At 73.6% G+C, this 20600-nt stretch carries 19 protein-coding genes; 4 read left to right on the plus strand and 15 right to left on the minus strand.

All coding sequences use genetic code 11. The features are described 5' to 3' along the window. Window positions 1–4: 4 nt before the first annotated feature. Window positions 5–913, plus strand: coding sequence for a pentapeptide repeat-containing protein (locus tag Q5530_RS19815; RefSeq protein ID WP_415364135.1), 909 nt, complete (start codon window positions 5–7; stop codon window positions 911–913). A 358-nt stretch (window positions 914–1271) separates the two neighbouring features. On the opposite strand, the gene Q5530_RS19820 is transcribed toward Q5530_RS19815, so the two are convergent. Together Q5530_RS19820 and Q5530_RS19825 are read right to left on the minus strand one after the other, a co-directional pair. Continuing rightward, entirely contained in the window at window positions 1272–3182 is a 1911-nt protein-coding gene (locus Q5530_RS19820; RefSeq protein WP_415364136.1) for an ATP-binding protein, read from the minus strand. 108 nt (window positions 3183–3290) lie between these two features. Beyond that, the gene (locus Q5530_RS19825; RefSeq protein ID WP_415364137.1) at window positions 3291–4814 is read right to left on the minus strand and encodes a cobyric acid synthase; all 1524 of its coding nucleotides are present in this window, start codon (window positions 4812–4814) and stop codon (window positions 3291–3293) included. Window positions 4815–4855: 41 nt separating this feature from the next. On the opposite strand from Q5530_RS19825, the gene Q5530_RS19830 reads away from it, so the two are divergent. Further along, window positions 4856–5554: a hypothetical protein gene (locus tag Q5530_RS19830; RefSeq protein ID WP_415364138.1), complete on the plus strand. Its 699-nt coding sequence runs from the start codon at window positions 4856–4858 to the stop codon at window positions 5552–5554. On the opposite strand, the gene map is transcribed toward Q5530_RS19830, so the two are convergent. The 7 genes from map to dxr all read right to left on the minus strand — a co-directional run bounded on the left by map (window position 5541) and on the right by dxr (window position 13246). Beyond that, a complete protein-coding gene (gene map / locus Q5530_RS19835; RefSeq protein WP_415364139.1) occupies window positions 5541–6398 on the minus strand; it encodes a type I methionyl aminopeptidase in 858 nt (285 codons plus the stop codon). The two genes, Q5530_RS19830 and map, sit on opposite strands and share 14 nt — an antisense overlap. A gap of 216 nt (window positions 6399–6614) precedes the next feature. Further along, a complete protein-coding gene (locus Q5530_RS19840) occupies window positions 6615–6887 on the minus strand; it encodes a hypothetical protein (RefSeq protein WP_415364141.1) in 273 nt (90 codons plus the stop codon). 14 nt (window positions 6888–6901) lie between these two features. Continuing rightward, a complete protein-coding gene (locus Q5530_RS19845) occupies window positions 6902–8701 on the minus strand; it encodes a penicillin-binding transpeptidase domain-containing protein (RefSeq protein ID WP_415364142.1) in 1800 nt (599 codons plus the stop codon). 55 nt (window positions 8702–8756) lie between these two features. Next, window positions 8757–9611, minus strand: coding sequence for a GNAT family N-acetyltransferase (locus Q5530_RS19850; RefSeq protein ID WP_415364144.1), 855 nt, complete (start codon window positions 9609–9611; stop codon window positions 8757–8759). 49 nt (window positions 9612–9660) lie between these two features. After that, a complete protein-coding gene (gene ispG / locus Q5530_RS19855) occupies window positions 9661–10815 on the minus strand; it encodes a flavodoxin-dependent (E)-4-hydroxy-3-methylbut-2-enyl-diphosphate synthase (protein ID WP_415364146.1) in 1155 nt (384 codons plus the stop codon). 14 nt (window positions 10816–10829) lie between these two features. Further along, window positions 10830–12023: a M50 family metallopeptidase gene (locus Q5530_RS19860; RefSeq protein ID WP_380639663.1), complete on the minus strand. Its 1194-nt coding sequence runs from the start codon at window positions 12021–12023 to the stop codon at window positions 10830–10832. Between the two features lie 2 nt (window positions 12024–12025). Next, the gene (gene dxr, locus Q5530_RS19865; protein ID WP_415364148.1) at window positions 12026–13246 is read right to left on the minus strand and encodes a 1-deoxy-D-xylulose-5-phosphate reductoisomerase; all 1221 of its coding nucleotides are present in this window, start codon (window positions 13244–13246) and stop codon (window positions 12026–12028) included. A gap of 182 nt (window positions 13247–13428) precedes the next feature. On the opposite strand from dxr, the gene Q5530_RS19870 reads away from it, so the two are divergent. Next, a complete protein-coding gene (locus tag Q5530_RS19870; protein ID WP_033431425.1) occupies window positions 13429–13695 on the plus strand; it encodes a GlsB/YeaQ/YmgE family stress response membrane protein in 267 nt (88 codons plus the stop codon). A gap of 105 nt (window positions 13696–13800) precedes the next feature. Here the strand turns inward: Q5530_RS19870 and Q5530_RS19875 are convergent, their stop codons facing one another. The 6 genes from Q5530_RS19875 to Q5530_RS19900 are packed head-to-tail and all read right to left on the minus strand — an operon-like array spanning window position 13801 to window position 20109. Next, entirely contained in the window at window positions 13801–14451 is a 651-nt protein-coding gene (locus Q5530_RS19875; RefSeq protein ID WP_380639667.1) for a response regulator, read from the minus strand. A gap of 3 nt (window positions 14452–14454) precedes the next feature. Beyond that, window positions 14455–16089, minus strand: a complete 1635-nt coding sequence (locus Q5530_RS19880; RefSeq protein WP_415364150.1) for a sensor histidine kinase — start codon at window positions 16087–16089, stop codon at window positions 14455–14457. 58 nt (window positions 16090–16147) lie between these two features. Continuing rightward, window positions 16148–16954, minus strand: a complete 807-nt coding sequence (locus Q5530_RS19885; protein WP_415364152.1) for an ABC transporter permease — start codon at window positions 16952–16954, stop codon at window positions 16148–16150. After that, window positions 16951–17793, minus strand: a complete 843-nt coding sequence (locus Q5530_RS19890; protein WP_415364154.1) for an ABC transporter permease — start codon at window positions 17791–17793, stop codon at window positions 16951–16953. The genes Q5530_RS19885 and Q5530_RS19890 overlap by 4 nt, the downstream gene beginning before the upstream one ends. After that, a complete protein-coding gene (locus Q5530_RS19895) occupies window positions 17793–18941 on the minus strand; it encodes a spermidine/putrescine ABC transporter substrate-binding protein (protein ID WP_415364155.1) in 1149 nt (382 codons plus the stop codon). Before Q5530_RS19895 ends, Q5530_RS19890 begins: the two co-directional genes overlap by 1 nt. Continuing rightward, a complete protein-coding gene (locus Q5530_RS19900; RefSeq protein WP_380639678.1) occupies window positions 18934–20109 on the minus strand; it encodes an ABC transporter ATP-binding protein in 1176 nt (391 codons plus the stop codon). Before Q5530_RS19900 ends, Q5530_RS19895 begins: the two co-directional genes overlap by 8 nt. 209 nt (window positions 20110–20318) lie before the next feature. On the opposite strand from Q5530_RS19900, the gene Q5530_RS19905 reads away from it, so the two are divergent. Further along, on the plus strand, window positions 20319–20576 hold the full coding sequence (locus Q5530_RS19905) for a DUF2631 domain-containing protein (RefSeq protein WP_415364157.1): 258 nt from the start codon (window positions 20319–20321) through the stop codon (window positions 20574–20576). Window positions 20577–20600: the final 24 nt, after the last annotated feature.

A 20600-nucleotide genomic window follows, 5' to 3' on the forward strand; every position in this document is an offset into this window, starting at 1 on the left:
CCGGGTGCTGTCGACCAGGACGATCACGCTCTGGGCGATCGGGCTGGCGGTCGTGGCCGCCGGTTCGACCGCGGTGCTGCTGATCGCCCTCGGCTCCGGCGAACCCCGGGACGGGGTGCGGCTCGACGTCGTGCGCACCGCCTCCGGCATCGTGCTCGGCACGGGCGGCGGCGCCGCGCTGCTGCTGACCGCCCGCCGCCAGCGCTCCACCGAGCTGGACCTGCGGCAGAAGGACCACGACGCCACCGAGCGGCGGGTCACCGAGATGTACGGCAAGGCGGCCGACCAGCTGGGCAGCGACAAGGCGCCGGTGCGGCTGGCCGGGCTCTACGCCCTGGAGCGGCTCACGCAGCACCACCCCGCGCACCGGCAGACGATCGTGAACCTGGTCTGCGCCTACCTGCGGATGCCGTTCACGCCGCCGCCCGAGGTGCGGGTGGGGCCGCGCGACGCCCACCGGTTCGAGGAGCTGGAGGTCAGGCGGACCGCCACCGGGCTGCTCGCCGAGCACCTGCGGCCGGACCGGGCGGAGGCGTTCTGGGCGGACATCGCGCTCGACCTGTCCAACGCGACCCTGGTGAAGCTGGTGCTGACGCGCGCGCAGGTGCGCACGGCCTCGTTCGTCGGCACCACGTTCACCGGGCCGGCGACGTTCCGGGGCACGACCTTCACCCGGGGCGCCGACTTCCGCGAGGCGCGCTTCCGCGGCCTGGCGGACTTCCGGCGGGTCGGGTTCGGGGAGTCGGCGTTCCGCGGCGCGGTGTTCGAGGGCGAGACCGACTTCGGCGTGCACACCGACGCGACGCTGACCGGAGCCCGCACGCGGACCCGCGACGTGCGGCGGAAGTGGCCCGACGGGTGGGTGGAGCGCGCCGACGGTCCCGACTGGGCCGCTCTCGTGCACGGATCGTGAGCGCCCTTGGCCCGATCGGGCGACGTATCCCCTGAGCCGTCCTCGGTACCTTCAGGGTGTAGGCCCGAACCGGAGCGGAGGTGCGACATGCGGTACCGGAACCGTTCGCGCCTCAGCGGTTTCCCGGACGCCGAGCAGGCGTCCACTGCGGATTCCACCCGTCTCGTCCGCGGCACAGCGGCCCGACGGTTCCCGGCGCGGTGCTCCGCCCGACTTGGTGGTCGGGCACCTTCTCCGGTCGGGGACCGGTCGCCCACGCGGCACCGGTGACCAGAGCGGCTTGGTGGTCGCACGCGGCCACCGGGTTCCGCCAGGCGACGGGCTGCCCTTCCCGGGCGGGATGACCGGAAACCCCTCCTCAGCGCCCGCGGCGGCGCAGCCCCACCAGCCGCTTGCGGATGCCGCGGACCATGTCCTCGTGCCCCAGAGCCGCGTAGAGGTTCATCGCGCGCACCCACCGGTGCCGGGCGTCGTCGTGGTCCCGGCGGCGCCTGGCCAGGGTGCCGAGGTGCACCAGCACCCGCGCCTCGCGCAGCCGGTCGCCGTGCGCCACGACGAGCCGCATGGCCTCGGCGTAGCGGGCGGCGGCCTCCTCGTCGCGACGCAGCTCCCGCGCGACCGTGCCGAGGTTGAACACGATGTCGGCCTCGCCGCGCCAGTCCCCCAGCTGCCGGTAGCGGTCCAGCGCCTCGTCGTAGTGGCCCAGCGCCGCCGTGAGGTCCCCGCTGCGGCGGGCGATCGAACCGAGGTTGTGCAGCGCCTGCGCCACGGCGGGCAGGTCCCCCGCCTCCCGGCTCAACCCCAGGAACTTCTCGTACAGCCGACGCGCCCGCTGGTGCTCGCGCATCTCCCGGGCCGGCCGGGCGAGCCGGTGCACGGCGCCGGCCTCGCCGGCGCGGTCGCCCGCGTCCACCGCCATCTCGTACACGGTGGTGTACAGCACCGCGCAGTCGTCCCAGTGCCGCCGGTAGAACAGGAACCCCGTGAGGGGGAACGCCAACGCCGGCGCGCGCTCCCGGTGGCCGGTGCGCGAGGCCACCAGCGCCGCCTCGACCAGGGTCGGGTGCTCGACGTCCAACCAGGCCAGCGCGGCACGCGAGTACTCGTGCGCGGGGTTGCGCCGCTCGTCGGCCTCCCGCACCGCCTCCACGTAGTGGTCGAGCAGCCGGGCGAAGGCGCGCTCGGCCTCGTCGGGGTCGTCGGCCGCGCGCTCCTGGGCGTAGAGCCGCAGCAGGTCGTGGTAGCGGTACCAGCCGCGCGGCTCGCCCGGCTCCAGCACGTGCGCCCGGCACAGCGACCTCAGCAGCTTGTCGGTCCGCCGCTCCGACAGGTCGGCCAACGCCGCCGCGGCCGCCGTGCCGACCTGCCGGCCCGGGTTGAGCGACAGCAGCCGGAACAGCCGCGCCTCGGCGGGCGCGAGCCGGTGGTAGGACAGGTCGAACGCGGCGTGCACGCCGGAGCTGTCCCCGAACGCCAGCTCGCCCAACCTGGTCGACGCCTCCCCCAGCGCGGCCACCAGGTCCTCCAGCGGCTGCCCGGGATCGGCCACCAGGAGCGCCGCCACGATGCTCAGCGCCAGTGGCAGGCACCCGCACAGCCGGACCAGCTCACCGGCCGCCGCCGGGTCGGCCGCCACGCGGTCGTCGTCCGGGCGGGCCGCGTGCACCGCGCTGTCGAGCAGGCTCACCGCCTCGGCCTCGGCCAGGACGTTCAGGTCGAACTGGCGGGCACCGATGAGGTCGGCCAGGGTGTGCCGGCTGGTGACCAGTACGCGGTGGGTCCGGGTGCCGGGCAGCAGCGGCCGCACCTGGTCCGCCGACGAGGCGTTGTCCAGCACGAGGAGCACCGGTTCCCGGCGGGCGAGCAGCGACCGGTACAGCGCCTCGCGCCCCGCCCGCTCGTCGGGGATGTGCTCCGCCGACACGCCGAGGGCGCGCAGCAGGGTCGACAGTGCCGCGTCGGGGCTCGGCCGCCCGCGCGGGTCGTACCCCTGGAGGTCGATGAACAGCACGCCGCCGGGGAACCAGCCCTCCTCGACGGCCTCGTGCGCGGCGCGCACCGCGAGGGTGGTCTTGCCGACCCCGGCGAGCCCCGCGACCGCCGAGATCACCACGGGGGCGGCGGCCGGGTCGGGACGCAGGGCGGCCGCCAGCACGGCCAGGTCGGTGGTGCGCCCGGTGAACAGGTCCACCGGCGGCAGGCCGGCCGGCGCGGCGGGCGGGGCGGCGGCGAAGGCGACGTCGCGGGCCTGGATCAGCGGCCCCGACACGGTCCCGCTCACCTCGTTGCGCGAATCGCCCACGATCCTTTCTACTCCCGGACCCGCCGGTCGGGCACCCCCGCCGGGCATCCCGGCCCGCGGAGTCCCCCGACCGCCTCACCCCACGGGTGGCGCGCCCGCCGGGGGGACCACCGGGAGCCCGGCCGGCGCGCCGCGCTCCACCAGCGCCCGCACCGCGTCCGTGTCCAGGTGGTCGGCCACCAGGTCCCCGAGCAGGTCGAGCTGCGCCGCCCGGCGGCCCGCGAAGCAGGTGTCCGGCGCGGGCTCGAAGCCGCTGCGGTCGGCGTGCCCCGCGGCCCAGCGCAGGAACGCGCGGCGGAAGGCGTCGTTCTCCAGCAGGCCGTGCCAGTGGGTGCCGGCGACCCGGCCGCGCAGCGCGCCCTCCGACGTGCCGTCCGGCAGGGTGACCAGGCCCTCCTCGGCGGTGCGCACCACCCGCCCGTGGTGGATCTCGTAGCCGGTGACGGGTTCGCCGAACGCCGTGCCGCGCGGCTGCTCCAGGGTCTTGTCCGGCTCGAACCGCACGTCCACGTCGAGCAGGCCCAGGCCGGGCACGTCGCCCCGCCGCGACTCGACCTCGTCCGAGACCCGCGCGCCGAGCATCTGGAACCCGCCGCAGATCCCGAGCACCGGGCCGGGGTGCGCGGTGATCGCGTCGGCCAGGCCGGTGGCGCGCAACCAGGCCAGGTCGGTCACGGTCGCCTTGGAGCCCGGCACGACCACCAGGTCCGCGTCGGCCAGCCGGGACGGCTCGGTGACGAACCTCACCGACACGCCCGGCTCGCAGGCCAGCGCCTCCACGTCGGTGGCGTTGGAGATCCTCGGCAACCGCACCACGGCCACCCGCAGCCACTGGTCGCCGCGCGGCGGCTCCGGGCGGCCGATGACGCCGTCGGCGGCGTAGGACAGCGAGTCCTCGGCGTCCAGCCACAGCTCCTCGCGCCACGGCAGCACCCCGAGCACGGGCCGCCCGGTGAGGGCGCGCAGCTGGTCGAGGCCGGGCCGCAGCAGCTCCGGGTCGCCGCGGAACTTGTTCACCACGAACCCGCCGACCAGCGCCTGGTCCGCCGGGTCGAGCAGGGCCAGGGTCCCGAACAGGTGCGCGAACACCCCGCCGCGGTCGATGTCGCCGACCACCAGCACCGGCAGGTCCGCCGCCCGCGCCAGGCCCATGTTGGCGATGTCGTTCGCCCTCAGGTTGATCTCGGCGGGCGAGCCCGCGCCCTCGCAGACCACCACGTCGTAATCGGCGCGCAGCCCCTCCAGGGTGGCCAGCACGGTGGTGAACAGCTCGGCCTTGCGCTCGCGGTAGGACAGCGCGGACACCTCGCCGACCGCCCGGCCCAGCACCACGACCTGCGAACTGCGGTCACCGCCCGGCTTGAGCAGCACCGGGTTGAACCGCACGCTCGGCTCCAGCCCGCACGCGGCGGCCTGGAGCGCCTGCGCGCGGCCGATCTCGCCGCCGTCCCGGGTGACCACCGAGTTGTTGGACATGTTCTGCGCCTTGAACGGCGCCGTCCGCACGCCCTGCCGGGTCAGCCACCGGCACAAACCGGCGGTCAGCACGCTCTTCCCGGCGTCCGAGGTGGTCCCCGCCACCAGCAACGCACCTCGCACGAACGCCCCCTGTGTCGGTCCAGGCTGACATCATCCACGTCATGGTCGACCAGCCCGCCACCGCAGTCCTGGTGCACAGCCCCTACCTCGGACCGGCCAGCCTCCGGCCCCTCGCCGGGGCGCTGGCGGAGCTGGGTCACCCCGTGCTCCTGCTCGACCTGCGGGTCACGGTCAACGCCGCGCCCGTGCACCAGCGCCTGATCGGCGTGTTCGCCGACGCCGTGGAGGACGCCGGGGTCGAGGGCGAGCTGGTGCTCGTCGGGCACAGCGGGGCCGGTCCGCTGCTGCCCGCGTTCGCCGACGCCCTGGAGACGCCCGTGCGCGGGCTGGTGTTCCTCGACGCCGAGCTGCCCACGCCCGGCCGCAGCTGGCGCGAGGGCGCGCCCGCGGAGCGCATGACCAGGCTGAAAGCCATCTCGCGGGACGGCCTGATGCCGCGCTGGGACCTGTGGTTCGCGCCCGAGGCGCTGTCCGCGATGGTGCCCGACGTGCGGTTGCTGGAGGAGATCGTCGCCGAGGCGCCCGAGGTGCCGCTGGCGTTCCTCAAGGAGCCCCGGCCCACCGTGCCGTGGACCGGGGCGTGCTCGTACCTGCGGCTGAGCGGGACCTACGACGGCGCGGCCGAGGCCGCCCGGTCGATGGGCTGGCCGGTGGTGTCGCTCGACGCGCACCACCTGGCCGCCGCCACCGCGCCCGACCGGGTCGCGGCGGCGCTGGTGCCGCTGCTCAGCAGACGGTGAGGATCTCCGCGCCGTCCTCGGTCACCACGATGGTGTGCTCGAACTGGGCGGTCCAGCTCTTGTCGCGGGTGGTGACCGTCCAGCCGTCGTCCCACATGTCGTGCTCGATGCCGCCGAGGGTGATCATCGGCTCGATGGTGAAGGTCATGCCCGGCTCGATCACCGTCGGGACGTGCGGCGCGTCGTAGTGCAGCACGACCAGGCCGCTGTGGAAGGTGCGGCCGATGCCGTGGCCGGTGAAGTCGCGGACCACGCCGTAGCCGAAGCGGTTGGCGTACGCCTCGATGACGCGGCCCACGACGTTGAGCCGGCGGCCCGGCTTGACCGCCTTGATGGCGCGCATGGTGGCCTCGTGCGTGCGCTCGACGAGCAGCCGCACGTCCTCGCGGACGTCACCGGCGAGGAAGGTGGCGTTGGTGTCGCCGTGCACGCCGCCGAGGTAGGCGGTGACGTCGACGTTGACGATGTCGCCGTCCTCGACCACGGTCGAGTCGGGGATGCCGTGGCAGATGACCTCGTTCAGCGAGGTGCAGCAGGACTTCGGGAACCCGCGGTAGCCCAGCGTCGAGGGGTACGCGCCGTTGTCGCACAGGAACTCGTGGGCGACCGCGTCGATCTCGTCGGTGGTGACCCCGGGCACGATGACCTTGCCCGCCTCCTGGAGGGCCTGCGCGGCGAGCCGCCCGGCCACCCGCATCGCCTCCACGACCTCCGGCGGCTGCACCCAGGGATCGGTGTTGCGCTGGGGTTCGGGCCGGTCGACGTACTCGGGCCGCACGATGTGGGCGGGCACGGGGCGACGCGGGGACTGCACACCTGGCTGGAGGACGGCACGCACGGACATGCCCCCAGGTTACGGCGGGACGCGCGCCGGGCGACCACCACGTGGTCAACGCCGGCGGACGTGCCGATCAGGCGGCCTCTTCCGCCGTTCCCGGGACCGCGACCGGCAGCCCCATCTCGTCGGCGGCGGTGAGCAAGCGCTTGTCGTAGGCCACGAACGCGTCGAGGTCGCCGCGCAGCCGCAGGGCGGACGCGAGGTGGATCGCGTCGAGCGACTTCAGCGGGAGCGGGAGTGCGCCGGCGTCTCGACTTCGGTCTGCACCAACTTGGCCAGGGCGGAGGTGTCGAGGTGGATCACCGGCGCTCGTCCTCGCGCAGCCGGCGCAGCACCTCCGGGACCGGCGTGCCGGAGGCGGGGGGGCAGCGGCTCGGGGAACGCCCCGCCCCGACCACGGATCAGCTCGCCGCCGAGGACGAGCCGATCGCACCACCCCGGCGTGCCCTCGCCGGGCAGGCCCGGTTCGGCCACCACACGTCCGTGATCGGTCATCACACCCGCTCCATTCAGCCCAACGCGCCCAGGAACCGCGCCGAAGCCTCCACCGCCGGCCCCGACGAGTTCGTGCCCAGCAGCAGCGTGGCGAAGGCGACGTCACCCCGGTACCCGATGAACCAGCCGTGGGAGTTGGTGCCGTCCCCGAACTGCGCCGTGCCCGTCTTCCCCCGCACGTCCCCGAACGGCTTGAGCTGCGGCGCGGACCCCGACTCGACCACCTCGCGCATCATCGCCCGCAGCGGCTCCAGGACCGCCGGGGACGGCGGGGCCGGCACGTGGTCCACCTCGGTCTCCCGATCGGCCAGCACCGACGGCACCGGCACCTCCCCCGACGCCGCCGTGGCCGCCACCAGCGCCATGCCGAACGGGCTGGCCAGCACCTTCCCCTGGCCGAACCCGTCCTCCGCGCGCTCCACCACGTCGGTCGCGGGCGGGACCGAGCCGGTGATCGTGGTGACGGCCGGGATGCCGAAGTCCACCCCCAGGCCGAACGAGTCGGCGGCCTTGGTCAGCGCGTCGGGCGCCATGCCGGCCGCGAGCTGCGCGAACGTCGTGTTGCACGACACCGCGAACGCCGTGCGCAGCGGGATGGTGCCCTTGTCGAACTCGCGGTCGTTCGGCACGATCCGCCGCCCGTCGATGGTGGTCCTCCCGGGGCACGGCACGGGGCTCTCCGCGGTCACCTGCCCGGCGCCCAGGGCCGCCGCCGCGGACACCACCTTGAACGTCGACCCGGGCGGGTACTGGCCGGTCAGCGCCACCGCGCCCTCCTTGTCGGCGGGCTCGTTCTGCGCCACGGCCAGCAGGTCGCCGGTCGACGCGGACACCGCCACCAGCATCGCCGCCCCGGGCACCGGCTCCACCGCGTCCTCGGCCGCCGTCATCACCGACCGGCTGAGCACGGTCCGGATCGCCTCCGCGTGCTGGGGCGGCACGTCGTGCAGGGTCTCCACCTCCTCGCCGGTCGCGTTGACGGTGTAGACCCGCAGGCCGGAGCGACCCGCGATGTCCTCCTCCACGAACCGCCGCACCGCGGGCAGCACCTGCGAGCCGAACGTCCGCGACGGCGCGAGCAGCGACTTCTGCGTGGTGAACCGCACGCCCGGCAGCTCGTAGATGGCGGGCTTGACGGTCTGGTAGTCGGCGTCGCGCAGGGCGGCCACCTGGTAGACCTGCCCGGAGGCCACGGCCGAGGCGCCCTCCACGACGGACGCGGGCGTGATCCCGGCGTCGATCGGGGACAGCGCCGCCGCCAGCGACCCGGCGACCGCCTCCAGGTCCCCCGCCTCGCGGGGGTCGAGCAGCACGGACACGACGACCTCGGGCGAGAGCAGCGGCACGCCCTCGCGGTCCAGCACGGGCGCCGGGTCGGGCTTCACCTCGACCATGCCCAGCACCTGCTGCGCGCCCAGCTTCGGGTGCACGACCGACGGCGCCCAGCGCACCTTCCAGTCGTCCTCCTCGCGGCGCAGCTCCAGCCCCGCCTGGTAGCCCCACGAGTGGCCGTGCCCGAGGTCCCAGTCGTAGCGCACCTCGGCCTCGGCGACCGCGGACTCCCCCGACGAGCGGACCTGGTCCACGGTGGTGCGCAGACCGGCGGGCTTGAGCACCTCGCGCACCCTGCCCAGCAGCTCCCGGGCACCGGCGGGGTCGTCGGTGGCGGCCGCCGCGCCGTCGAGGTCCCCGTTCGCGACCCGGGTCAGGAAGTCGTTCGCCACCTCGTCGGGACCCGGTCGGGAGGAGAACAGGCCACAGCCGCTGACGAGCAGCAGCACGGCCCCGGAGAGGGCCACCGTGCGCGGGATCACGACCCCGAGTATGCCGGTCCGCGGCCACCGGGGTTCGACCGGTTCGGGGCCGGTGTCAGAACAGCACGGTCGCGTACTGGCCGACCTGGGTGAAGCCGATCTTGCGGTAGGCGGACCGGGCGACGTCGTTGTAGGAGTTCACGTACAGCGAGGCGGTCCGGCCCAGGCCCCTGACCAGGCGTTCGGACACGGCCGCGGTGCCGGTCGCGCCGAGGCCGTGCCCGCGCCGGTCCGGCCGCACCCACACGCCCTGGATCTGGCCGACCTTGCTCGACATGGCGCCGATCTCGGCCTTGAACACGACCTCGCCGCCCTCGAACCGGGCGAACGCCCGCCCGCCCGCGATCAGCTCGGCCACCCGCGCCCGGTAGGACGCGCCGCCGTCGTCGGCGCAGGGGTCGACGCCGACCTCCTCGATGAACATGGCGATCGCCGCGGGCAGGTACCGGTCCAGCTCGTCGGGCCGCACCGGGCGCACCAGCGGGTCGGCCCGGACCTCCGGGCTGCCGCCCAGCGCCATCAGCGGCTGCTCGGGGCGCACCTCGCGGGCGGGACCCCAGTCCGGGGTCAGCTCCTCCCACAGGCCGAGCACCTGCTCGGCGGGCCCGACGAGCGACGAGCACATCCGGCCCCGGCGGCGGGCCCGGTCGGCGAAGCTGCGCAGCGCCGCCGGGCTGCCGCACAGCGGGATCAGGTTGGGCCCCGCGAAGCACAGCGCGTCGATCCGGCCGCCGCGCAGCGAGCGCTGGTCGTAGGCCCACAGCTCACCGCCCAGCCGCCACGGGTCGAGCCCGGCGACCTCGACCCGCGAGGCGACCATGCAGGACGCCACCGGGTCGGCCGCGAGCACCGCGAGGACCTCGGGCAGGTCCCGCTCGTCGAGCATCCGCGCGCCAGCGAGCCTCAACACGCGTCAAGCGTGCCAGATGGACGGCTGGTCGCGCGCGCCGGCCACCCGCTCAGCCGACCGTCACGACCGGCTCGCCGGGGGCGGACTCCCCGATCTCCTCGGCGAGGCGCATGGCCTCCTCGATGAGGGTCTCCACGATCTGGTGCTCGGGCACGGTCTTGATCACCTGGCCCTTGACGAAGATCTGGCCCTTGCCGTTGCCCGAGGCCACGCCCAGGTCGGCCTCGCGGGCCTCGCCGGGGCCGTTGACGACGCAGCCCATGACGGCCACGCGCAGCGGCACCTCCATGCCCTCCAGACCGGCCGTGACCTGCTCGGCGAGGGTGTAGACGTCCACCTGGGCCCGGCCGCACGACGGGCAGGACACGATCTCCAGCTTGCGGGGCCGCAGGTTGAGCGACTGGAGGATCTGGTGGCCGACCTTGACCTCCTCCACCGGCGGCGCCGACAGCGAGACCCGGATCGTGTCGCCGATGCCCTGGCGCAGCAGCGCGCCGAAGGCCACCGCGGACTTGATCGTGCCCTGGAACGCCGGGCCCGCCTCGGTCACCCCGAGGTGCAGCGGGTAGTCGCACTGCTCGGCCAGGATCTCGTAGGCCCGGATCATCACCACCGGGTCGTTGTGCTTGACCGAGATCTTCAGGTCGTGGAAGTCGTGCTCGGCGAACAGCGACGCCTCCCACAGCGCCGACTCCGCCAACGCCTCCGGCGTCGCCCTGCCGTACTTCGCCATCAACCGCGGGTCCAGCGACCCGGCGTTGACGCCGATCCGGATCGGCGTGTTGTGGTCGCGGGCCGCCGCGGCGATCTCCTTGACCTTGTCGTCGAACTTCCGGATGTTGCCCGGGTTGACCCGCACCGCCGCGCACCCGGCCTCGATGGCCGCGAACACGTACTTCGGCTGGAAGTGGATGTCCGCGATCACCGGGATCTGCGACTTGCGCGCGATCGCCGCCAACGCGTCCGCGTCGTCCTGCGACGGGCACGCCACCCGCACGATGTCGCAGCCCGCCGCGGTCAGCTCCGCGATCTGCTGGAGCGTCGCGTTGACGTCCGAGGTGAGGGTGGTGGTCATCGACTGCACCGACACCGGGAACTCCGAGCCGACCCCGACCGAGCCCACCATGAGCTGCCGGGTCTTGCGCCGCTCCGACAACACCGGGGGCGGCATCGCCGGGATCCCGAGCATGACGCCGTCGCTCATCGGTTGAACACCTCTCACTGGAGCCGGATCGGGTTGACGATGTCCGCGGTGACCGTCAGCAGCGTGATGGCACCGCCGACGAAGATCACGAAGTAGGTCAGCGGGAGCAGCTTCAGGTAGTTCACCGGCGCCCCGACGGGCAGGCCGCGGAGCTTCCTCACCCAGTTTCGCACCCGCTCGTAGAGGTTGACGGCGATGTGACCACCGTCAAGCGGCAGCAGGGGCAGGAGGTTGAACACACCGACGAAGAAGTTCAGGCCCGCGAGCATCATCCAGAAGAACTGCCACAGGCCCTGCTCGACCGCCTCGCCGCCGAGCCGGCTCGCGCCCACCACGCTGACCGGGCTGTCCACGTCGCGCTCGCCGCCCGCGATGGCCTCGACGACGGCCGGGATCTTCTCCGGGAACCGGAGCAGGCCGTGCCAGGTGTTGACGAACATGTCGCCGGTGAAGTCGCCCGCGCCGCCGAGGGCGGTCAGCGCGTTGTACTCGAAGTTGCGCTGGTGGATGATGCCGATCGCGCCGACCTCGTCCTTGTAGGTCGAGCCGTCCTCGCGCACGAGCTCCCGCTCGACCCGGGCCACGTCCACGTCCAGGCGCAGCTCCCGCCCGTCGCGCAGCACGGTGAACTCGGTGTCGCCGGACCGCTCGCGGGTGGCCTTCAGCACGTCGGTCCAGGTCGGCGTCGCGGTGCCGGCCACGGCGACGATCTCGTCACCGGCCAGGAAGCCCGCGTCCCTGGCCGGCGCGGGCGCGCCGGGGGCGCAGTCGGCCTCGACGCTGCTCTGCACGCAGGCGGAGACCTCCTCGACCACGGGCGTGTTGCGCAGGTTCGGCAGGCCGAGGGTGAAGGCCATCAGGTAGAGGATGACGAACCCGAGGATGAAGTGCGTGATGGAGCCCGCGGAGAGCACGACGACGCGCTTCCAGGTCTTCTGCCGGTAGAACGCGCGGGCCTGGTCCTCGGGACGGACCTCCTCCAGCGAGGTCATGCCGGTGATCTCGCAGAACCCGCCCGCCGGGATGGCCTTGAGGCCGTACTCGGTCTCGCCGCGCCGGAACGACCAGATCTTCGGGCCGAACCCGATGAAGTACCGGGTGACCTTCATCCCGAACATCTTCGCGGTACCCAGGTGCCCCAGCTCGTGCAGGGCGATGGAGATGCCGATGAGCAGGGCGAACAGCAGGATGCCCAAAAAGTAGACCACTGTCAGTCCTTCCCGGGGCCCACCGAGGTGGCCACGAGTTCCCGTGCCCGTGCCCGGGCCCACTCCTCCGCCGCGAGCACCTCGGCCACGTCCGCCGGTTCCCGCGACCAGCCGCCCGCTTCCGCCAGCACCCGTTCCACAGTGTCCACGATGGAGGTGAAGGGGGTGTCACCGGTGAGGAAGGCGTCGACCGCCTCCTCGTTGGCGGCGTTGTAGACGGCCGGGAGGCAGCCCCCGCCGGAGCCCGCCTGCCTGGCCAGCCGCACCGCCGGGAACGTCTCGTCGTCCAGCGGTTCGAACGTCCAGGCGGTCGCCACGTCGAAGGTACACGCGGCGGCGGCGCCGGGGACGCGCTCGGGCCAGCCCAGGGCGAGGGAGATGGGCAGGCGCATGTCCGGCGGGCTGGCCTGGGCGAGGGTGGAGCCGTCGACGAAGGTCACCATGGAGTGGACGACCGACTGCGGGTGCACGACCACGTCGATGCGGTCGTAGGGCACGCCGAACAGCAGGTGCGCCTCGATCAGCTCCAGGCCCTTGTTGACCAGGGTGGACGAGTTGATCGTGATGACCGGCCCCATGGACCAGGTCGGGTGGGCCATGGCCTGGGCCGCGGTGACGCCGGCCAGCTCGGCGCGGGAGCGGCCGCGGAACGGGCCGCCGGAGGCGGTGAGCACGAGCCTGGCGACCTCGTCGGCCCGGCCGCCGCGCAGGCACTGGGCCAGCGCGGAGTGCTCGGAGTCGACCGGCACCAGCTGGCCGGGCTTCGCGGCCTTGAGCACCAGCGGCCCGCCCGCGATCAGCGACTCCTTGTTGGCCAGGGCCAGGGTCGCGCCGGTGGCCAGCGCGTGCAGCGTGGGCGCGAGGCCGATGGAGCCGGTGATGCCGTTGAGCACCACGTCGGCGGGTGTGGAGTCGATCAGGTCGGTCATCGCGGTGGGGCCGGCGAGGATGCGCGGGAGCGTGAACTCACCGCGCGAGAAGCCGCGCTTCTGCGCCTCGGCGTAGAGGGCGAGCGTGACGTCCTCGACCGCGGTGGCGCGGGCCACCGCGATGGCCTCGACCCCGGCCGACAGGGCCTGCGCGGCGAGGGCGGCGGGGTCGGCGCCGCCCGCGGCCAGGCCGACGACGGTGAAGCGGTCGCGGTCGGCCGCGATGACGTCGAGGGCCTGGGTGCCGATGGAGCCCGTGGAACCGAGGACCAGGACGGTGCGTGGTGTGCTCATCACGCACCATTGTTCCGGACCCGTCCTGAGGGCCCGCCCGGAGGACCCGGTCAGGGGACCCGCACAGCGGTAGTTTGATAACAGAATGATAACCGGTGCGTGTTCTCACCCGAACGTGGGCACTCCTCGATCAAGCGCCGCGACGGATCCGCCCGCCGCGGCCATCAGGAAGGAGAGCCCCCGTGGGCATCTTGGGTTGGATCATTCTCGGCCTGATCGCGGGTGCCATCGCCAAGGCCATCATGCCTGGCCGCGACCCCGGTGGCATCATCATCACGATGCTGCTCGGCATCGTCGGCGCCATCATCGGCGGTTTCGTCGGCCGTGCGATCTTCGGTTCCGACATCAACTCGTTCTTCGACCTGAGCACGTGGCTGCTGGCCATCCTCGGCTCGCTCATCGTGCTCGGCGTCTACCGCCTGGTGACCGGCAACCGAGCCAGGGCTTGACCTGATCACCCGCCTCGGCGGGTCTGACGAGCCCCACCCGAGCGGCCCCCTCCGACAGCTGTCGGAGGGGGCCGCTCCACGTTCCGGGGCCGGTGCCCCGCCTTGTCAGCCCGCCAACCCGGCGTCGCGCGCCAGCAGCGCCGCCTGCACCCGGTTGGTGAGGCCCAGCTTGGCCAGCAACCGGCTCACGTAGGTCTTCACGGTCGCCTCGCTCATGTGCAGCCGCTGGCCCACGTCCGCGTTGGACATGCCCAGCCCCAGCAGCGCCAGCACCTCGACCTCGCGCTCGGTCAGACCCTGGACCTGCCGCCGCGCCTCCTGTCGGCGCGGCTGCCCCACCTGGGCGACCATCCCGACCACCCGGCTGGTCACCATGGGCGACAGGTACGCCTCGCCCGCGTGCACGGCCCGCACCGCGCGCAGCAGCTCCTCCGGCGCCGAGTCCTTCAGCAGGAACCCCGCCGCGCCGTCCGACAGCGCCCGGACGATGTTGTCGTCCTCGCCGAACGTGGTGAGCACCACCACCCGCACCGAGGGCGCCACCGACCGCAGCTCGCGCGCCGCCGACAGCCCGTCCAGCCGCGGCATCCGGATGTCGAGCACGGCGACGTCCACCCGCCGCTCCCGCGCGATCCGCACGGCCTCCCGACCATCGCCGGCCTCGGCGACCAGCTCGATGTCGTCTGCGGTGCCGAGGATGGCCTTGATGCCCGCGCGCATCAGCGGCTCGTCGTCGGCGATGAGGACCCGGATCACCGTTCACATCCTCTGGAGGTGAGTCTTCTTCTCGATCAGCTTGCCGTCCGCGAAGCAGAAGCGCACGACCTTCGTCGCCCGCGACGAGTAGGTCTGCTCGTCGGCCACGCGGTACACGCACTCGGCCCCCGGCGGTTCGGGCAGCGCGTGCGACTTGACGTCGCCCACCGGCGGCTCCGCCCCACCGGGCAGCCGCGCCACCACCTCGGCCTCGTCCTGCCCCACCTCGATCGACTCGTAGAGCCGCTGGTCGACGACCTTGGTGGCGGGCTGGATGCCCAGCCACGTGTAGCCGCCGACCACCACGACCACCACCGCGCCGGCCAGCACTATCGACCCGACGCCCGCCCACTTGCGGATGCCGCTGGGCTTGGCCGCCGCGGCGGGCTCCTCGTCGGCGGGCTCGTCGCCGGGCGCGGCGGTGTCCTCGTACGGCAGCACGGCCGCGATCCGGAACCCGCCGGTGGGCGGCTCGCCGACGTGCAGCATCCCGCCCGCCAGCCGCACCCGCTCCCCCAGCCCGACCAGGCCGAACCCGGCGCCCCTCGGCGGTTTGACGCGCGGCGCGTTGTTGCGCACCTCCACCACCAGCGCGTCCGGCTCGTACTTCACCGTCACCTGCACGCTCGCCCCCGGCGCGTGCTTGCTGGCGTTGGTCAGGCCCTCCTGGGCGATGCGGTAGGCGGCGTGGCTGACCTTCGCGGGCAGCGCGACCGGCTGGCCGCCGCGCACCAGGCTCACCCGCACCCCGGCCCGCCGCGTGCCGTCGACCAGCTCGTCGATCGCGTCCACGGTGCGCCGGACCGGGTCCTCCTCGGGCTCCTCGTCGCGCCGCAGCACGCCGATGACGCCGCGCAGCTCCTCCATGGCGGTCAGCGCGGCGCTGCGCAGCACCTGCACCGCCTCCCGCTGGTGCTCGCCCAGCCCGCCGTCCAGCGACAGCGCGCCCGCGTGCACCGAGATCAGGCTCAACCGGTGGCCGAGGCTGTCGTGCATGTCCTGGGCGATCCGGTTGCGCTCGCGCAGCCGCACCTGGCGGGACACCATCCGCCGCTCGCGCACCACCCGTTCCTCGCGCTCCTGCAACGCGGCGACCAGCGCGTTGCGCTGCGCGACGTACCGGCCGACCAGGAACGGCAGGGCCACCACCATGCCGTACACGGTCAGCATCACCCACGACCCGAACAGCCCGCTCAGCCCCGGCGTGGACACGTCCCAGGCCAGCATGTGCAGCGCCAGCGCGAGCACGGCGGTGAGCAGCGCCCGCTGCCACGGGATGATCCGGTAGCCGGCGGCGTAGCTCAGCATGACGACCAGCGCGACGCCGCCGTGCTGGGTGCTGAACACCGACCAGGTGCCCGCCAGCAGCGCCAGGGCCGGGAACATCAGCCGCGAGAGGTACAGCGCCGCGTAGCCCGCGCCCAGGGCCAGCAGCACCCACGGCGGCAGGTCCGGGTCGCCGCCCAGCCAGCCCGGGAACACGTCCAGGAGCAGCACCACGAGCACCGCGAGCACCTCGCGCCCCACCCGCCACGGCGTCACCCGGGTCAGGCGGTCGGCGTGCTCCCGCAGGAACGCCGCGGGTGCTCCCCGGAGGCCCGGCGGGTCGAGCCGGAGCCGCTGAACGACAGACGTCACAGCCGCCCACCGTAGAGAACCGCCGCGCCCGGGTCGGCGTGCGTCGGTATCGGGCGCGTTAGACGAAAGTTGACGCCGACCCCGCCCGGCGGGCCCGCCAGGCGGTCACCAGCACGCCCACGACCAGCAGCAGGGCGGTCACCGCGACCAGCAGCGTCGACAGCGCCACGATCTCCGGCGACACGCCCCGCTTGCTCGCCTGCGCGTAGACGAACACCGGCAGCGTGGTCGAGCCGACGCCGGTCAGGTAGCTCGACGTCACCACGTCGTCGAACGACAGCAGGAACGCGAACGCCGCGCCCGCCGCCACCGCCGGGGCCACCAGCGGCAGGGTGACCGTGCGGAACGCCGCCAGCGGGCTCGCGCCCAGGTCCGCGGCGGCCTCCTCCAGCCGGGGGTCCATGCCCGCGACCCGCGAGCGCACCACCACGACCACGAAGCTCAGCGAGAACGCCACGTGCGCGGCCAGCAGCGCGCCGAAGCCGAGCGGGATGCCCGCGAGCTTCACGCAGAACCCCAGCACGGCCACGCCCAGCACCACCTCGGGCACCACCAGCGGCAGGCTCAGCAGCACCGTCCACGGACCGCGCCCCGGGAAGGCCCGCCGCAGCCCGAACGCGGCCAGCGTGCCGATCGCGGTGGACACGAGCGCGCTGGTCAGGGCCAGCCTGAGGGTCAGGCCCAGGGCGTCGAGCACGCGGTCGTCCGCGACCAGCTGCGCGTACCAGCGGGTGGACAGGCCGGTGATCCGGCTCAGCGACCGCGAGTCGTTGAACGACACCACCGCGAGCCAGGCGATCGGCGCGTACAGGAAGGCGAGCACCAGCGCGGCCACGCCGCCGAGCACCCACGGCCGCCGGGTCACAGCACGTCCTCCCCGCGCCTGCCGCGCAGCACCAGCACCAGCACCACGAGCACCAGCAGCAGCACCGCCATCGCCGACCCGAGCGGCCAGTTGTTGCCGCCCCGGAACTGGTCGTCGATCACGCTGCCGAACGTCGACTGGCCGACCCCGCCGAGCAGCCGCGGCGTCACGAAGTCGCCCGCCGCGGGCACCAGGACCAGCAGCGACCCGGCCAGCACGCCCGGCGCGACGCCCGGCAGCACCACCCGGAGGAACGTCGACGCGCGCCCGTGGCCCAGGTCGTGGGACGCCTCCACCAGGCGGTGGTCGAACCGCTCGCAGGCCACGTACAGCGGCAGCACCATGAACGGCAGGAACCCGTAGGTCAGGCCCAGCACCACCGCGCCGTGGGTGAGCAGGAACCCGCCCTCGCGGTCCAGCCCCACGTACCCGAGCAGGGCGTTGACCAGGCCCTCGCCGTCCAGCAGCGCCTTCCACGCGTAGATCCGGGCCAGGTAGCTCGACCAGAACGGCACCAGCACGGCCGCCAGCAGCGCGGTCCGGTACCGGCCGCCGTGCCGGGCGATGAACCAGGCCAGCGGGAAGCCCAGCAGCAGGCACAGCGCCGTGGTGGCGCCCGCGTAGGCCAGCGTGCGGCCGAAGATCGGCAGGAACGCCGGGTCCATCGCGGTCGCGTACGCCTGCGTGGTCCACGGCAGCACCGCCCGCGCCACGCCCGTGTCACGGGTGGCGAAGCTGAACTGCACCACCAGCGCCAGCGGCGCGATGAAGAACAGGCCCAGCCACAGCCCGGTCGGCGCGAGCAGACCGGTGGCGACGAGCCAGCGGGGACGCGCCATCAGCCGGTCTTCACCCTGGTCCACGCGTCGGCGTAGCGGGCCTCCACGTCCGCGCCCAGGTCCTTGGTGAACGGCAGCCTGGCCAGCTGCTCGGCCGACGGGTACACCAGCGGGTCGTCGAGCAGCTCGGGGTCGATGAACGGCTTGGCGGCCTCGTTCGGACTGCCGTAGCGGATGGCGTTGGCCAGCGCCGCGCCGACCTCCGGCGTCAGGACGTGGTTGATGAACCGGTGGGCGTTCTCGGCGTGCGGCGCGTCCTTGGGCACGCACAGCAGGTCCACGTAGGACAGGCCGCCCTCGGTGGGGATGGCGTAGGCGACGTCCGGGTTGGTGTCGCGGGCCTGGAACGCGTCACCGGAGTACGCCTGGGCCAGCGGCACCTGGCCGGAGGTCAGCGGCTCGATCACGTCCGAGGTGATCTGGCCCAGGGCCTTCTTCAGCTCCAGCAGCGCGGTCACGGCCTCGGCCAGCTGCTTCGCGTCCGTGGTGTTCGGGTCGTGCCCGAGCTTGAGCAGCCCCACGGCCAGGCCGTCGCGGGCCTCGTCCAGGATCGTGGCGCGGCCCTGCGCGGCGGCCAGGTCGTAGGCGGAGAAGCCGGTCACCTCGCCCAGCTGGGAGGTGGAGTAGGCCAGGCCGGTGGTGCCCCACGCCCACGGCACGGAGTACGCGTTGCCCGGGTCGTAGTCGGCCTCGGTGAACCGCCGCTCCAGGTTCGCCAGGTTCGGCAGCAGGTCGTGGTCCAGCGGCGAGAGCAGGCCGGAGCGCAGGAACCGGCGCAGGAAGTTGTCGCTGGGCACCACGAGGTCGTAGCCCGCCGCGCCGGAGGCGATCTTGGCCTCCATCTCGTCGTTGGTGCTGAAGTTGTCGTAGGTGACCTCGATGCCCGTGGCGGCGGTGAAGCCGGACAGCGTGTCGTCCGCGATGTAGTCGGTCCAGTTGTAGAAGTTGAGCTTCGGCTCGGCCTGCGCGTTGGTGGCCTTCGCCGGGGTCGCCGGCGCGGTGCTCGCGGGGGTCGGCCCGCTGCCCACGCCGCACGCGCCGGTGGCCGCCAGCGCGAAGAACGCGGAGGAGCGCAGCATCGTGCGCCGCGTCACCCGGGCGCTGTCGAGGTCCCACAACCGGGCGATCCGGAGGTTCTGCTCAGTCATCCCTGCCTCCTTGGGCGGCGCTCTCCAACAGCACGGTGAAGTCGGGTTCCCAGGCCATCCGCACCGGTTGCCCCGGGGTGCCCGCGTCGGCGACGCGGCGGGTGTTCTGCGCGAACGCGACCAGTCCGGTCCCGCCGGGCACGTCCACCGCGTACTGCGTGGACACCCCGGTGTAGACGACGTCGCGCACGGTGCCGGTGAGCACGCACCAGCCGCCCGGCGGCTCGTCGTCCAGGTCGTGCAGGTGCACCTTCTCCGGGCGCACGGTCGCCGCGACCCGCTGCCCGTGCCGGACGGTCCGGCCCGCCAGCGGCGCGCGCAGGCCGGTGACGCCCGGCGCGTCGAGCACCACCCAGTCGCCGTCCACACCGGACACGCGCGCGTCCAGGATGTTGGAGGTGCCGATGAAGCCGGCCACGAACCGGGTCGCGGGCCGCTCGTAGACGTCCTCCGGGTAGCCGACCTGCTCCAGCCGGCCGGCGTTCATCACCGCGATGCGGTGGGACAGCACCAGCGCCTCCTCCTGGTCGTGCGTCACGTAGAGGAACGTGGTGCCGACCTCGCGCTGGATGCGCATCAGCTCGATCTGGAGCTCCTTTCGCAGCACCGCGTCCAACGCGCCCAGCGGCTCGTCGAGCAGGAGGATCCGGGGTCCCGCGGCGAGCGCGCGGGCGATGGCGACCCGCTGCTGCTGGCCGCCGGACAGCTGCGCCGGCCGCCGCTTGGCGTACTGCTGGAGTCGAACCAGTTCCAGGTGCCCATCGACCACCTTCCTCAGCTCCGCGCCGCGCACGCCCTTGCGCTTGACGCCGTAGGCGACGTTGTCCCACACCGACAGGTGCGGGAACAGGGCGTAGGACTGGAAGACGGTGTTCACGTCCCGCCGGTAGGGCGGCACGCCCACCATGTCCACGCCGTCCAGCTCGATCCGACCCGCCGTCGGGTGCTCGAAGCCCGCGATCATGCGCAGCAACGTCGTCTTCCCGCAACCCGAGGGTCCGAGCACCGAGAAGAACTCACCCTCGTGCACCCTCAGCGTGACGTCGTCCACGGCGGTCTGGTCGGCGAAGCGCTTGGTGACGCCGTGCAGGCCGACCGCGACGGGCGCGAACGTGTCGGGCGTGCGCGCCTCGGCCGGGTGGAAGCCGTGGACCGGCTGTTCGGTCAACTTCGTGGCCTTTCCTGGCTCGACGGCCGCGGCTCGCCTTTTGGGCAGCGCCGAGCGTGGGTTCGGACGGGTGGGGTGCGGTGCGGACGGGCGCGAGGGCCGAGGGTAGACGTCGCGGCGGTGCCGCGCACCTCACGTCTCACGCGGCGCGCCCGTGTGCGACGATTGCCGTGCAAGCGAACGTGATCGGGCAGGAAGGTCGTGCGGCTGTGTCTTCGTCCTCCGAGCTGGACAGGCGTCCGGCGGTCGACCCCCACGACGAGCCGTCGGCCGAGTGGGGCTGGCACGGCACGTTCCCCAAGGGCATCAAGATCGCGGGCTGGCTGTCCACCCTGGCGGTGCTCTCGCTGCTGATCGGCAACCACAAGGGCCAGGTCGAGAACATCTGGGTCGTCGGGATCGGCGCGGCCATGGCCCTGGGCCTGATCTGGCTCCAGGTGCGCGGGCGCACCCCCTGGCGGCGCTGAGGAACCCCCGGAGCGGAACGCCGG

The organism is Saccharothrix sp. BKS2, from assembly GCF_047689505.1.
Lineage (GTDB): Bacteria > Actinomycetota > Actinomycetes > Mycobacteriales > Pseudonocardiaceae > Actinosynnema > Actinosynnema lopnurensis.

Excerpts from the sequence above, each read along its gene's own strand:
- Q5530_RS19830 (WP_415364138.1), top strand. The coding sequence starts at position 4,856 with ATGGTCGACCAGCCCGCCACCGCAGTCCTGGTGCACAGCCCCTACCTC.
- map (WP_415364139.1), bottom strand. The coding sequence starts at position 6,398 with ATGTCCGTGCGTGCCGTCCTCCAGCCAGGTGTGCAGTCCCCGCGTCGC.
- Q5530_RS19840 (WP_415364141.1), bottom strand. The coding sequence starts at position 6,887 with ATGACCGATCACGGACGTGTGGTGGCCGAACCGGGCCTGCCCGGCGAG.
- ispG (WP_415364146.1), bottom strand. The coding sequence starts at position 10,815 with ATGAGCGACGGCGTCATGCTCGGGATCCCGGCGATGCCGCCCCCGGTG.
- dxr (WP_415364148.1), bottom strand. The coding sequence starts at position 13,246 with ATGAGCACACCACGCACCGTCCTGGTCCTCGGTTCCACGGGCTCCATC.
- Q5530_RS19890 (WP_415364154.1), bottom strand. The coding sequence starts at position 17,793 with ATGGCGCGTCCCCGCTGGCTCGTCGCCACCGGTCTGCTCGCGCCGACC.
- Q5530_RS19895 (WP_415364155.1), bottom strand. The coding sequence starts at position 18,941 with ATGACTGAGCAGAACCTCCGGATCGCCCGGTTGTGGGACCTCGACAGC.